The organism is uncultured Aquincola sp., from assembly GCF_964001545.1.
Taxonomy (GTDB): Bacteria; Pseudomonadota; Gammaproteobacteria; order Burkholderiales; family Burkholderiaceae_C; genus Aquincola.
The window spans coordinates 1-13,603 of the sequence record NZ_CAXFDV010000520.1 but is presented as its reverse complement, the minus strand read 5'-3'; the positions used below and the strand labels follow the sequence as shown (position 1 = coordinate 13,603).

The following is a 13,603-nucleotide window of genomic DNA, read 5'->3' as shown; positions in this document are numbered from 1 at the left end:
GCGCCGGCTGCGGCGGCGTGTAGTGCACCCACATCGATGCATCGGCCGTGGTCGGGATGCGCAGCTGCCCCAGCCGCAGACCGATCACGCCGCCATCGTCGGGCGCGGCCTGCACGGTGTAGCGGTTGGTGCCCAGGGCCAGGCGCAGGGTTTCGGCGGCCAGTGAAGGCACCAGCCGACCCTGCAGGTCGAACAGCAGCGGCAGCCGGCGCAGCACGCCGTCTTCATCGGGGATGAAGCTCAGCGCGCCATGGCCGGGCGCGGCGGCGGTGAGCACCGCGATGCTCTGCACGCAGCCGTGGAAAGACCTCAGCTGCGCATCGGCCGCGCCACCCAAAGTGACGAAGCCGGCGGGCGACTGGCAAGCGGTGCCGTCGTCCACTCCGGCGCCCCCGCCATCGTGGCCGGTGGCCGTTGCGCCAGCGGCGCCGTCGGCCCCATCGAGCGCAAAGCCCAGCGCCACCGGGCCGGCGCGCAGGGTCTGGGCCAGCACCTCGTCGTGGTCGGGCAGGGTGGCCAGGGCCCGCGCGGCGGCAGGCGGCAGTCGGGTGGACTTGAGCAGTTCACGCGGCGAGGTGCGGTCGGCTTCGGCAAACACCACGTCCAGGCCCACCGCGGCGGCGCCGCCCTGCTGCAGGCGGCCCACCAGCTCGGCCACGCGGGTGCGAGGCCAGGGCCACTGGCCCACGCGGCGCAGGCTTTCTTCGTCGATGTCGACGATGAGCACCGGCGCCGGTTCGTACACCCGGGGCGACCAGCGCTGCGCCTGGTCGAACACCGCATGCCGCAGGCCGCGCAGCGTGCCCGGGTCGCGCCAGGCCACCGCCAGCACCAGCGCCAGCGTGGTGGCCGGCAGCAGCCACAGGCCGTGCCGGCGCAGCGCCTCAAGCCAGCGCATGGCGGTCCAGCGGGGCACGCAGCAGCTGCTGCAGCCGCTGCACGTTGGGCGTGAAGAAGCTGCCCACGGTGCCCTGGGCCAGCGTGCGTTCGACGAACTGCAGCTTGTCCGAGGGTGCCAGCGGCCGGCCCCATTCGGCGGCCAGCCGCGCATGCAGGCTCAGCGCATAGGCCGGCGTCAGGCCCACCGAAGGCAGGATGTCGGCTTCGCAGAGCAGGCAGGCCAGCCGGGCCAGCGAAGAGTCCTGCTGCAGCTGCTGCAGCTCGGGCGCGTGGGCGGGCGCAGGCGGCGCGGGCCGGCTGCCGACAGCCGCCTGGCAGGCCAGCGCATGCGGCACGCCTTCATGCGGCTCGGTGGCCAGCACCAGCGTGGCCAGGCGTTGCTGGTCTGCTGCCGGCACCTGCGCACCCGCCAGGAAGGGCTGGCACTGCACCAGCGCCCGCCGCTCGGCCACGAAGTGGCGCTGCGGCTGGCCGGGGTGGTCCAGGTCGTGCACCAGCGCGGCCAGCAGCAGCAGTTGCAGCTGCGGCACCGGCAGTCCGTGCAGCCGGCCCAGGAAGGCGGCGGCCAGCATCACCTCGCACACATGCTGGCGGTTGTGGTAGCCATGGCGGTCGGCCTGCGGCGCATGGTGGTCGATCCACTGTGCGATGCGGTTGCCGGCCCGCGTGACGGCGGCGCAGGCGGCGCCGCTGGCCGCCAGCGCAGCGGTGGTGCGCTGCCAGGTGGCGGACACCTTCAGCGGCATCGCGGCCACCACCGCCATCAGGCGCGTCAGCGCGTCGGCCGCCCGCTCGGCGCTGGCGGGGGTGGGGGGCAGGGGGGCGGCGGCCAGCACGGCCCAGGGGTCAGCGGCCGGCATCGCGGGGCTCTTGCGGCGTGGCATCGACCATGAAGGCGCTGCCATCGGCCACGTCGATCTGATCGGGGTTCAGGTGCTTGCGCGCGAATTCGAGGAACACGCCCGAGCTGAGGAAGAGGTTGAACACATGCGGATCGACATGGTCGCCGGCCATGCCGCGCATCACGGTCAGGGCCTCCGACAGCGTCTTGGCCTTCTTGTACGGCCGGTCGGAAGCGGTGAGTGCCTCGAACACGTCGGCCACCGCCATGATGCGTGAGGGCACCGACAGCTCGTGTGCCTGCAAGGCACGCGGGTAGCCCTTGCCGTCCATGCGCTCATGGTGGGTGCCGGCGTATTCGGGCACGCGCCGCAGCTCCTTCGGAAAGGGCATGCGCTCCAGCATCATGATGGTGTGCACCATGTGCTCGTTGATCTTGTAGCGTTCTTCAGCGGTCAGGGTGCCGCGGCGCACGCCCAGGTTGTGCAGCTCGCCCAGGTTGTACAGGTGCTGCGGCACGGCCATGTGAAAGCCGAAGGCCGGGTCCAGCGCCTGCTCGGGCGGCCGCTGGATCACGTCGTGGGCCTTGTCGGCCAGCAGCGGTTCCACCGCGGGCAGCGGGGCGGGGGGCTGGTTGCGGCGGCGGTCCAGCTCGGCCGCCGACAGGCCCAGCCGGTCGTCGAAGTGGCGCACCCAGGTCACCTGGGCCAGCGCCTGCAGGCGGGCCAGGTCTTCGTCGCGCATGGCCTCGCTGCCCAGGTTGCACTGGGCGATGAAGGCGAAGTTGTCCTGCAGCGCCTGGCGGCGTGCGGCAAAGCCTTGCTGCAGCTCGGGCGTCAGCGCCCCGGCGGCGCTGGCGCGCAGCTCTTCGATCTCCAGGTCGCGCCACAGCACCTCGAAGCGCATGCGCACCTCGTGGATGCGGTTGTGGATGGTCTCGAGCTTGGTGGCCTTGTCGATCACGTACTCGGGCGTGGTCACCTTGCCGCAATCGTGCAGCCAGGCGCCGATGCGGAACTCCTGCCACTCGGCTTCGCTGGCAAAGCGGAAGTCGGCCAGCGGGCCCTGCTGCGTGTCGCAGGCGGCCTGGGCCAGCATCATGGCCAGCTCGGGCACACGTTCGCAGTGGCGGCCGGTGTAGGAGCTCTTGGCGTCGATCGCGGTGGCCAGCAGGCGGATGAGGCTTTCCATCAGCTGCTTCTGCGATTCCACCAGCGCGATGTTGTCCAGCGCCACCGCGGCCTGCGCGGCCAGCGCTTCCACCAGCTGCACCATGCGCGCGTCGAAGGGCACCACCTCGCCGCTGTGGCGGTCCAGCGCATTGAAGAACTGCAGCACGCCCACCGCCTGGCCGCCGCGCGGCGAGATGGGCACCGCCAGCATCGACACCGTGCGGTAGCCGCTCTGGGCGTCGAAGGCGCGGGTGCCGGTGAGGTCGAAGCGTGTCTCGGCATACACGTCGTCGATCACCACCGAGCGGTTGTGCACGGCGGTGTACACCGACACGTAGTTCTGGTTGGGCTGGCCGGTGGCCGCGTCGCGCAGCGGGATCTCCAGGCTGGGCAGGGCGTCGTCGCGGGTGCGCATCTCAAAGCGCAGGGTGTCGCGCTCGGTCACCATGTACATGGTGCCGCCATCGCAATGCAGCAGCTTCTGGCCCGAGGCCAGCAGGTGGCGCAGCAGCCTGGCGCGGTCGCGTTCCATCGCCAGCCGCAGGCCGGTGTCGATCAGCGTGTCCAGGTGCTCGATGGTGGGCCGCGGCGGTGCGGCCGGGGCCACGCCTTGCAGCCGGTTCATCAGCGTGCAGTGCATCAGGATGCTGGTCAGCCCGGCCAGGTGCACCGGCTCGCTCAGCCAGTGGGTGGCACCGGCCACCATCGCGGGGCCGCGCATCGCGTCCAGCCCGGGCGCGGCGATCACCACCACCGGCAGCTGGGCGCAGGCCGGGTGGCGGCGCAGCTGGCGGATCAGCGCCAGCATCTCGGCCGGTGCGTCGGCGGCATGGATCAGCAAGGCGTCGGCCGGCGTCAGGGCCACCACGTCGCTGGCTTCGGCCATGTCCACCCGCCGCACCATGAAGCGGGCCTGGCGCAGGTTGCCCAGCAGGGCCTCGGTGCGGGCCGCCGGCCCCGGCCCGGCATTGCCGGTGGCCAGCAGCAGCCGGCCGCGGATGGCGCCCGCTTCGGTGGCGGGCGCGGCACCGGGCGGTGCCTGCAGGCGGTGCAGGTCGGACAGGTCCATGGCTCAGCCCATCAAGGCTTGAAGACGATCACGCCGGTGACGTTGCCCAGCCGGCTGTCGAAGCCGTAGGTCACGCCCAGCCGGCTGTTGCCGGTGCCGCCCAGCAGCCCGCGCACCGAGACGCCATCGCCCAGCGTGCCCTTGCAGCCGCCGTTGCAGCCGTTGCCGGTGCTGGTGATGAGCGAAACGCCCTCGAAGCCGAAGCTGCCCAGCTGCGTGGCGATGCCGCTGAGCGAGAAGGTCTGGCCCGACACCGGCACGTTGAGCTGGTAGGTGGCCGTGCCCCCGAAAAGGCGCGTGAGCGCCAGGTTCACCCGGCCGGTGGCCGAGTTGATGACCCCGACGGCCACCAGCTTGCCGTCGGACGTGACCGTGGGCGCGGTCGATGCGAAGGAGCCATAGCTGCCGAAGGCGGGCAGCGAGGGCTGGCCGACGAAGGCCACGTAGTGCAGCGTGGCGATCTTGCCTTTGCCCTTGCCTTTGTCCTTGCCCTTGTCGTCGTCGTTGCCGTCGTTGACCTTGGACTCGCCGCCGGTCCAGCGGCCCCAGGCCACCTTGCCGTCGGCGCCGGGGTCCACCGGCACGCCCTTGTCCAGGATCTTCTTGCCCTTGGCACCGGCTTCGTCCAGGTCCGTCAGGCCGGTGTTGGGCGCGAAGGTCCGCTCGCCCGTCGTCAGGCCCGAGCCAGGATCGCCCTTGTCGTTGGTCCACACCAGGGCCACGGTGCCCACGCCATTGGGCAGCGGCACGCGGGCGCCCGGGGGTTGCGGTGCGGGTGCCGGTGACGGTGCGGTCCCGGGGCCGCCGGGCTTGGGGCCTTCGGGCGTGTCGGGCGCTGGTGCCGGTGCCGGTGCCGGTGCCGGAGAGGGCGCTGGCGTCGGCGCGGGTGCGGGGGCCGGCGCGTTGCCGGGCGCTGGCGCTGGCGCCGGGGACGGTGCCGGAGTGGTCACGTCGGGCTGGGCCGGGCTGGGTGCCGGGGCGGGCACCGGGCTGGGGGCAGGCGCGGCGCCGGGCGAAGGCGCTGGCGTCGGCGTCGGCGAAGGTGCCGGCGTTGGCGCGGGCGCAGGCGCCGGCGAAGCATCCGGCGCTGGTGCGGGTGCCGGTGCCGGTGCGGGCGGCGCCGGCGGCAGCGGCGCCGGCGTGATGGTGATCGGCGCATTGCCGCGCGGCGGGGCCGGCGTGGCACCGGTGCCCATGCCGGGCAGCACGTCTTCGCCGGTGGCGGGCGCGGGCGCCGGGCTGGGCAGCACCGGGTCGGGCGACGACAGCACGGCGGCCACGTAGCGGGCCACGCGTTCGCCTTCGGTGGTGGTCACCGGCGTGCTGGGCACGGCGGCGGCCAGCGGCGCAGCGGCGGCCGTGTTGGTGGTGGTGCTGGTGCTCGTGGTGGTGGCCGCAGCCGATTCCTGGGCCGGCGCCGATTCGGCCGCGGCCGACGTGCTGGTAGTCTCGGCCGGGGTCACCACCACGGCCAGCTTGGTGCTCACGGCCGGGCGTACCGACTTGTTGGGCGTCACCGCGCCGAAGCCCTTGGGCACGTCGACGCAGCCGCCGTCGTTGCACACGGCCACGCGGCCGCCGAACACGCTCACGCGCAGGCCCTGGTCCAGCGCAGCGGCGTATTCGGTGCCGCGGATGCCGATGGTGCCGGCCGGCGTGTCCAGCTTGTAGCGATCCTGGCGGGCCTTGCCGATGCTGCCGCTGATGGTGCGCAGCCCGCCCTTGACCAGGCTCATGAAGCCCTTCTCGTCGTCACCCGCCGCGCTGGCCAAGTGGTACTCGTCCAGGCGCAGCACCGTCTCTTCGTTCAGCGACATCATGGCGCCGTCCACCATCCGCAGCTGCAGCTTGCCGCGCCCGGTTTCCACGGTGTCGCCCGAGTCGACCACGGCGCCCTTGGTGGGCGCGCGCACCACGCCCTGGGCCGAGCGGATGTGTACGTCGCCGGAGGCGAACAGCACCGTGGCGGCCGGCTCCGCATGGGCCAGGTGGGACAGCATCAGCAGCACGCCCATGGCCACGGCCGAAGGGGCGGTGCGCCGGTGCAGCGGCTGGTTCAAGGTAGGCATGGACATCAAAACTCCCGGCGGACGGCGACCTGGACGACGGTCTTCTGGTAGTCGTACAGCACGACGTTGGAGCGGGCGATGGTTCGCCGCAGCTGGGGCAGCACCTGCCATTGGGGGCCGACGTTCCAGCGCAGGCCGGCCAGCCAGTCGCTCTGGTGGTCGTGGCGCTGGGCATCGAACAGCGGTTCGGTGCCGCCGTAGTGGCGGCGCTCGACCTGCCATTCGGCAAAGGCGGTGACCGCGCCCAGCACCTGCTCGGCGCCCAGGCGTGCGCCGTAGCCCTGGTGGCCGAAGTGGCTGTTCATCGCATCGCGCGGCCGCTCACGCACGCGGTAGGCGCTGCCATAGGCCAGGCGGCGGCCGTCGTCGAACACGCGGGCCAGCGCCAGGCCGATCACGCCGCGGTCGGTGTTGCGCTCGGCCTGGCCGGCATACGACTGGCGCGACAGCTGCACGAAGACATTGCCCTGCGTCTCGCGGTTGAGCTGCTGCTGCCACTGCGCCGCCAGGCCGTTGGCCGTGCGGTAGCGGCCGCCGTCCAGCCAGGCGCCGGAGCTCTGCCAGGCCAGCGTCTGCGAGCTGTCGTCGGCCAGGTGGGTGGTGCCCAGGCTGGCATCGGCCACCGTGGTCTGCATGTCGTGCACCCGTCGCGGCGAGGTGCCGCGCAGGTTGGCGCCGGCCACCAGGTCCCAGCTGGCGGACAGCGGCAGCTGCGCGCTGGCGCCCACGGCGGCGCCGGCCACCACGTCGCGGCGTTGCCGCGCTTCGGGCGCCATGGTGAACAGCAGGCCACCGAAGGCGGGCAGCGCGAACTGCCCGGCATTGGTGGCACTGTTGACGTTGGTGTCGCGGGCCAGCGATGCCTCGGCATAAGCGCTGAACTTGCGCTGCCGGTCGCTGGTGGGCGCCGCGTCCAGCGCACCCAGCACCCGGTCGATGGCCTGCGCGGCTTCGGGCGGCAGCTCGCCGCGCCGCACCCGCATCAGCTCTTCGCGGCCGCGCTCCACGTCGCCGGCGGCCAGGTAGGCGCGGCCCAGTTCGGCACGCGCCTGCGCATGCCCGGGCTGCACTTCCAGCACGCGCTCGAACGCGAAGATGGCGCGCGACAGATGGCCCGCGTCCAGCGCCGCCACGCCCAGGGCGTAGTCGAACTCGGGGTTGCCGGCGCGCTCAGCCTCTTGCGCCAGCAAGGCCGCCAGCGCGGGCGGTGTCGAGGCCGGTGCCGGCGGCGCCGCCGAAGCGGCCTGCGCCGCCGACGACAGCCCGGCGCCCAGCCAGGCCGCCAGGGCCAGGCCCAGGGCCACGCTGCGTGATGGGCGCGGCCAACAGGCGGCGACCGTGCGCCTCGTCGTCCTCTCGTTCCTGTGGATGTGTCGATCCCAAACTGCCGGGTACTGCTCTGTCATCTGGATGGAGGAACTGCTTGTGCGGAAGCCCGCTGTGGGTTCCTTATCGGCAGCTGACAGACCAGCTTGAAGTGCGCGCTAACCCCGGCGCTGGGCGAGGCTGGAGGCGGCTCTTGTTACAAGCGTTGTTGCCGGCCCTGCGGGCAGGCCGGCCAAGCCGAGGTGGGCACGACGACTTGAATGTGCGCATCTGGATGCCTATCGTCACCCGATGCCCCGTCGGCCGGCAGGGCATGGCAGACAGCAGCGCAGCCAAAGACTCAGTGAAGGAGGGGCGGCCATGGCCACACAGGCGTTGGCGGCCTTGCCGGCGGCGATCGCAGCGTCGACGGTCAAGGTCACGGCTTACGTACCCGTCATCAAGCCGTTCGTGGACGATGTGGGCGCGCTCGTGTCGCTCGGCACCTGGTTGCTCATCATCATCGGCCTGGCCTTCGCGGCGAAGTTCATCCACAAGGAGTGGATACGCGACCCGCTCATCATCGAACCGTTCGATACGCCGAAGGAGTTGCAGGACCTCGGTCTCACGGGCAGCGTCATTTCGCAACAGCTCTACGACGCGCTCGTCGAACTGCAGCGATCGGCGCGTCCGGACGACGGCCACAGCGACATCTCGTTCATCGAACTGCCCAGGCTGCAGGTGGATCTGCAACTGCCGGGCATCTCATGGTCGGTGCGCAGTGCCATCCGCTACTTCAGGCACTTGTTCGGGCGACAGGAGCGCCGCCTGCTGGGCGAGGTTTGCAAGAGCGGCAGAAGCTACAGCTTGCGCATACGAAGTTCCAGCGCGCAGTTCGTGGACGTGCCGGTGCGGTTCCATGGCGTGTCCGATCTGGGGGCGGCGATGCGTGCGGCCGCTGAAGCTGCGCTGCCACTGACCAGCACCCTGGAAGCTGCGGCCCTGTTCCTTTCGCTGGAGAGTCCTCGACAAGGGTATGACCGAACCCGGGCGGCACTGCGCGCGCATCTCGCCACCGCACCCATCGGCACGCATCAGGACGCCTATGTGTTGTGGGCCTCCCTGCTGCGCAACCTTGGCGATGAGGCGGGCATGCAGGCCAAGCTGGACCTTGCCCGCCTGGCCTCCATCTCGACGCGCACAGGCCGCGAGACTGCCCGGCTGGGCGTCCGCTTTCACAACTTCACCGGCAGCCTGCACCGCGAACGCCGAGAGTTCATGCAGGCCGAAAAGAGCTTCACGCTGGCGCTCAACGCCGACCCCAGGAACATCGCGGCGATGTCCAACATGGGCCTGCTGCACCTCGACCAGGGCAACTTCGAGACCGCAAGGCGCTGGTTCCGGCAGGTCATCGGCCGCAACGCCCGGTCCAGCCGGGGCTATCGCGGACTGGGACTCATTGCAGACCGTGAAGCCGACCTGCGTGCGGCCCTGCGTTACCTCGGCCGGGCTGTCGATCTGGCACCCAGGGCGCGCTGGGCCCGTGTCAACGAAGCCGACACGTACTTTCGCATGGGGCAGCTCGACGTGGCCGAAAGGGCGCTGGATGCCTTGCAGGCCCTGGACCCCGGCTTTGCGCCGGCATACCGCTATCGCAGCCGCATCTGCCGGGAACGGGGCGAGGTGGTGCAGGCCATGAAATGGGCCATCGAGGCCTGTGAAGCGGACCCGGCTGACCCGTGGGGGTGGATCGAACGCTGCCAGGCCGCCCTTGCCATGGCTGATCCGGCCGCAGCCGTCGCATCGGCCCGGGAGGTCATTCGGCTTCGCCCCCAGTTCGTCGAAGGCTATCGCTGGCAGGCGCAGGCGCTCAGTTTCACAGGTGATCGGGCCGCGGCAATCGCTTTGCTGGATCAGGCGCTTGAAAGGGCGGACGACGTATGGACCCGGCTTGACAAGGCGGCTTTGCTGCGCAAGGCGGGTCAGCGTGCGCAGGCTCTTGAGCTTCTCCATGAAGCCTGTGCCCGGTGGCCACGTTCGCCGGATGTCAGGCGCCGCATCGCCACCTTGCACCGAGATGCTGGAGATCTGGCAAGCGCGGAGTCCGTGTTGTGGCAGGCCGTCGGTTGTGCCCAGGGCGACGTCTACAGCTGGGTTGAGCTGGGCGAGGTGCAGCGGCTGCAGGGCCGCATGGACGCGGCGCTGGCGTGCGTGGAAAGGGCCAGGCAAACCTGGTCGCATCCCGCCAGGGCGCTGCGCCTTCAGGCCCAGATCCAGTTGGACCGATACCAGGCTGATGAGGCGGAGAAGTCGCTGCGCGAGGCGATGGGCGCCCAGACGAGCGATGTGTGGGCCCTGTTGGATCTTGTGGAACTGATGCGCAGCCAGGAGCGTTACGCCGAAGCGGCGTCGCTGTGCGGCCAGGCCCTTCAACGGCGCTGTCGCGTGGGTGCGGTGCTGCGCCGGTGGGCTTGGGTGCTGCTCGACATGGGCGATGTGTCGGGGGCGCGACGCAAGATGTTCGAGGCGTTGCAGGCCGCCCAATACGACATCGACGTCTGGACCGACGGTGTCCAGTTCCTGTTGAAGGTCAAGGACGCATCCGAGGCGTTGCGTGTGGCTGAAACCTTGGCGGATCGCTGGCCTGCCGAGGCTCGCGGGGCGGTCGCGCTCGGCCGGTCTCGCGCCGAGCTTGGCGATGTGCAGGCCGCGCAGGCCGGCTTCCAGCAAGCCATGCGCCTGGAGCCGGGCGCCGGCTGGATCGCTGGCGCCTGGATCTCGGCGCTGTGGCGCCGCGACCCTGGTGTGATCGAGCTGGCCGAGCAAAGGGTGGGCAAGTCCCCGGACTCGGTGGACGAGCACCTGCAACTTGCCCACCTCTATCGGGGACTGGGCCGGTTCCAGGCAGCGCTTGACGTGCTCGATCGGGCCGTTGCGCTCTCCAAGCCCTGGGACGATCGCGCACTGTTGCTCGAGTCGCAGACCTACCTGGATGCGCGTAACGCCGTCAAAGCCATCGAGCGGGCCCATGCGGCCCTGGAAAGGCGACAGCGCCCGGCGCAGGCCTTGCGGCTCGTTGCGCGAGGCTTACGGGCCAAAGACGCTGTCGACGAGGCGCTTGACCGCTGGCGTGAGGCCGCGCAGTGGGATGCGTCCAACGTCGACGACCTGCTCGAGATCGCCAGCACCGAGCATTCGCGGGGCCGCCAAACCGAAGCGCGCGCTGCCTACGCCGACGCACTGGCGCGCCGACCGCAGGCGGTGCGCGCAAGGCGGCAGCTGCTGCGCTTCCTGGTCGATGTGCAGGACATGCCCGCGGCGCGCAAGGTGCTCGATGAACTGCTCGAGCTGCTGCCAGCAGAGGTCGAGGACCTGTTGAGCTGGTCGGAACAAATTCTTCTCCAGCCCGACCCGAACGCGATGGCCGAGGCATTGCACACCGCGGCCACGGCCTCGCACCGGCAGCCGGATCTGGCCCGCGCGTGGGCCCGCTGGGCCGAACTGCTGCTGATGGCCGGCGACCCAGTGCTGGCGCTGGAGAAGGCCAGGCAGGCCAGGCGCCTGCTGCCGACAAACGATCCCAGGCTGTCGCTTCGCGTGGCCCTGCTGCTGGCGCAGGCGTCCGACGTCGAGCCTGCCGTGGCCTTGGCGCAGCAGGTGACACCGCAGATAGCCGGCGATGTATGGCTGTTCAGCGATGCCGCCAGGGTCTTCGAGGTGGCCGCCAGGTGGGATCTGGCCGTTGAGTCCCTCAATGCGGCCTTGGAGATCAGGCCCGACGACGAGGGGTTCCAGGTCAGGCGTGACAAGGCGATGCGCGCTGGCAGTGAAACCGCGGACACGACCGCACCGCTGGCTCAATGAAAGCACGGCCCAGCCCCTTCACGCCCGTGTCATCCCCCGCGCCTAGCCTGCGGGGTCTTGCAGTTCCTCTCCACCACCACATGACGACACGACGCAGCTTCCTGCGCGGCGGCGCGCAGGCGGGCCTGGCGGCCGCAGCCATGGGCGCCTTTCCGCCCTCCATCCAACGGGCGCTGGCCATCCCGGCCAACAACGCCACGGGCACCATCCGGGACGTGGAGCACGTCGTCATCCTGATGCAGGAGAACCGGGCCTTCGACCACTACTTCGGCACCCTGGCCGGCGTGCGTGGCTTCGGCGACCGCTTTCCGATTCCGCTACCCGATGGCCGCAACGTGTGGCAGCAGCGCAATGCCGCGGGCCAGGTGATCCTGCCCTTCCACCTCGACGGTTCGGTGGGCAATGCGCAGCGCGCCAACGGCACGCCGCACGACTGGAACGACAGCCAGCAGGCCTGGGACCACGGCCGCATGGACCAGTGGCCGCGCTACAAGAACCAGATCTCGATGGGCTACTTCGAGCAGGCCGAGATCCCGTTCCAGTTCGCACTGGCCAATGCCTTCACGGTCTGCGATGCGTACCACTGCGCGATGCACACCGGCACCGACGCCAACCGCTCGTTCTTCCTCACCGGCACCAACGGCGCCGTGCCCACCGGCACCGCCTTCGTCAGCAACGAGTGGGACGCCATCGACGGCCTGCCAGGCGGTGTGGACACCGGCTACACCTGGATCACCTATGCCGAGCGGCTGGAGCAGGCCGGCGTGAGCTGGATCAGCTACCAGAACATGCCCGACGAATGGGGCGACAACATGCTGGGGGCGTTCCGGCAGTTCAAGCGGGCCAACATCGCCTCGGGCTACCCGGTGTCCAGCGGCGGATCGCCGGGCCGGCCCTACACCAACACCGGCCAGGCCGTGCCCTACCACGCCTACGACCCGGCCACCGACAACGCCAACAACCCGCTGTACAAGGGCGTGGCCAACACGCTGCCCGGCACCAGCCCCGAGAACTACCTCGACACCTTCCGCCGCGACATCCGCGAAGGCCGGCTGCCCGCCGTCTCGTGGGTCAATGCACCGTCGATCTACTGCGAGCATCCCGGCCCTTCCAGCCCGGTGCAGGGCGCCTGGTTCCTGCAGGAGGTGCTGGACGCGCTGACCGCCGTACCCGAGGTGTGGAGCAAGACCGTGCTCATCGTCAACTTCGACGAGAACGACGGCTACTTCGACCACGTGCCTTCGCCCTCCGCCCCTTCGCCCGACGGCAAGGGCGGCTTTGCCGGCAAGACCACGCTGGGTGCTGCCGAGATGGCGCCCGAGTACTTCACCCATCCCAAGCCGGCGGGCAGCCGCAGCCAGCCGGCGCCCGACGGTCGGGTGTACGGTCCGGGCCCGCGGGTGCCCCTCTTCGTCATCTCGCCCTGGAGCCGGGGCGGCTGGGTCAACTCGCAGGTGTTCGACCACACCTCGGTGCTGCGCTTCCTGGAAGCGCGCTTCGGGGTGATGGAGCCCAACATCAGCCCCTTCCGCCGCGCGGTGTGCGGCGACCTGACCAGCGCCTTCAACTTCGCCACGCCCAACACCGAGGTGCTGCCGGTGATGGACGGCCGCCGCAGCAAGGCCGATGCCGATGCGCTGCGCCGCCAGCAGGAGCGGCTGGCGCAGATCCGCCCGCCCGCCCAGCAGCAGTTGCCTGTACAAGCGGTGGGCACCAGGCCTTCGCGTGCGCTGCCCTATGAGCTGGCCACCACCTGCCAGGTGCTGCCCGGCGCCGGCAGCATCGCCAACACCCGGGTGCAGCTGAGCTTCATCAACACCGGCCGCCAGGCGGCGGTGTTCCATGTGTACGACCGGCTGAACCTGGCCGCGCTGCCGCGCCGTTACATGGTGGAAGCAGGCAAGCGGCTGGAAGACACCTGGGTGCCGGCCGGCGGTGGCCTGTACGACCTGTGGGTGCTGGGCCCCAACGGCTACCACCGGCACTTCGGCGGCAGCGCCTACCGCGCGGTGTCGGCCGCACAGCCGCGGCCCGAGGTGCAGGCGCGCTGCGATGCCGCCACCGGCGAGCTGGTGCTGCTGCTGTCCAACGCCGGCTCGGGCCCTTGCACGCTCACGCTCAAGTCCAACGCGTACGCGGCCTACAGCAGCAGCCACACGCTGCCCGCCCGCAGCGAAACCACGCTGCGCCTGCCGATGGCCGCCAACGGCCACTGGTACGACCTGAGCGCCCGGGTCACCGGCCAGCCCGAGTACCTGCGCCGCCTGGCCGGCCGCGTGGAAACGGGCCGCCACACCGTCAGCGACCCGGCGCTGGGCCTGCCGCTGGCCTGATCGGCCGCTGCCCGTGGGTCGTCAGCGCGCCGGCCGCAGCACCAGGCGGTC

At 70.9% G+C, this 13,603-nt stretch carries 7 protein-coding genes; 2 read left to right on the top strand and 5 right to left on the bottom strand.

Annotated elements, in window-relative coordinates:
- The 5 genes from ABNT58_RS17665 to ABNT58_RS17645 form a co-directional block, all read right to left on the bottom strand.
- The coding region (locus tag ABNT58_RS17665) for a CHASE2 domain-containing protein (protein ID WP_348754755.1) at window positions 1–916 on the bottom strand (916 nt) is incomplete at its 3' end.
- Complete coding sequence (locus tag ABNT58_RS17660; RefSeq protein ID WP_348754754.1) at window positions 885–1,760, bottom strand: hypothetical protein; 876 nt, start codon at window positions 1,758–1,760, stop codon at window positions 885–887. The genes ABNT58_RS17660 and ABNT58_RS17665, both read right to left, overlap by 32 nt.
- Window positions 1,747–3,981 (bottom strand): HD domain-containing phosphohydrolase, encoded by a 2,235-nt coding sequence (locus tag ABNT58_RS17655; RefSeq protein ID WP_348754753.1) that lies wholly within the window; start codon window positions 3,979–3,981, stop codon window positions 1,747–1,749. Before ABNT58_RS17655 ends, ABNT58_RS17660 begins: the two co-directional genes overlap by 14 nt.
- 11 nt (window positions 3,982–3,992) lie before the next feature.
- Window positions 3,993–6,056, bottom strand: coding sequence for a FecR family protein (locus tag ABNT58_RS17650; protein ID WP_348754752.1), 2,064 nt, complete (start codon window positions 6,054–6,056; stop codon window positions 3,993–3,995).
- Window positions 6,056–7,354: a porin family protein gene (locus ABNT58_RS17645; protein WP_348754751.1), complete on the bottom strand. Its 1,299-nt coding sequence runs from the start codon at window positions 7,352–7,354 to the stop codon at window positions 6,056–6,058. Before ABNT58_RS17645 ends, ABNT58_RS17650 begins: the two co-directional genes overlap by 1 nt.
- Before the next feature lie 382 nt (window positions 7,355–7,736).
- Between ABNT58_RS17645 and ABNT58_RS17640 the strand changes: the two genes are divergently transcribed.
- Complete coding sequence (locus ABNT58_RS17640) at window positions 7,737–11,219, top strand: tetratricopeptide repeat protein (RefSeq protein ID WP_348754750.1); 3,483 nt, start codon at window positions 7,737–7,739, stop codon at window positions 11,217–11,219.
- 80 nt (window positions 11,220–11,299) lie between these two features.
- The gene (locus ABNT58_RS17635; RefSeq protein ID WP_348754749.1) at window positions 11,300–13,552 is read left to right on the top strand and encodes a phospholipase C, phosphocholine-specific; all 2,253 of its coding nucleotides are present in this window, start codon (window positions 11,300–11,302) and stop codon (window positions 13,550–13,552) included.
- Window positions 13,553–13,603: the final 51 nt, after the last annotated feature.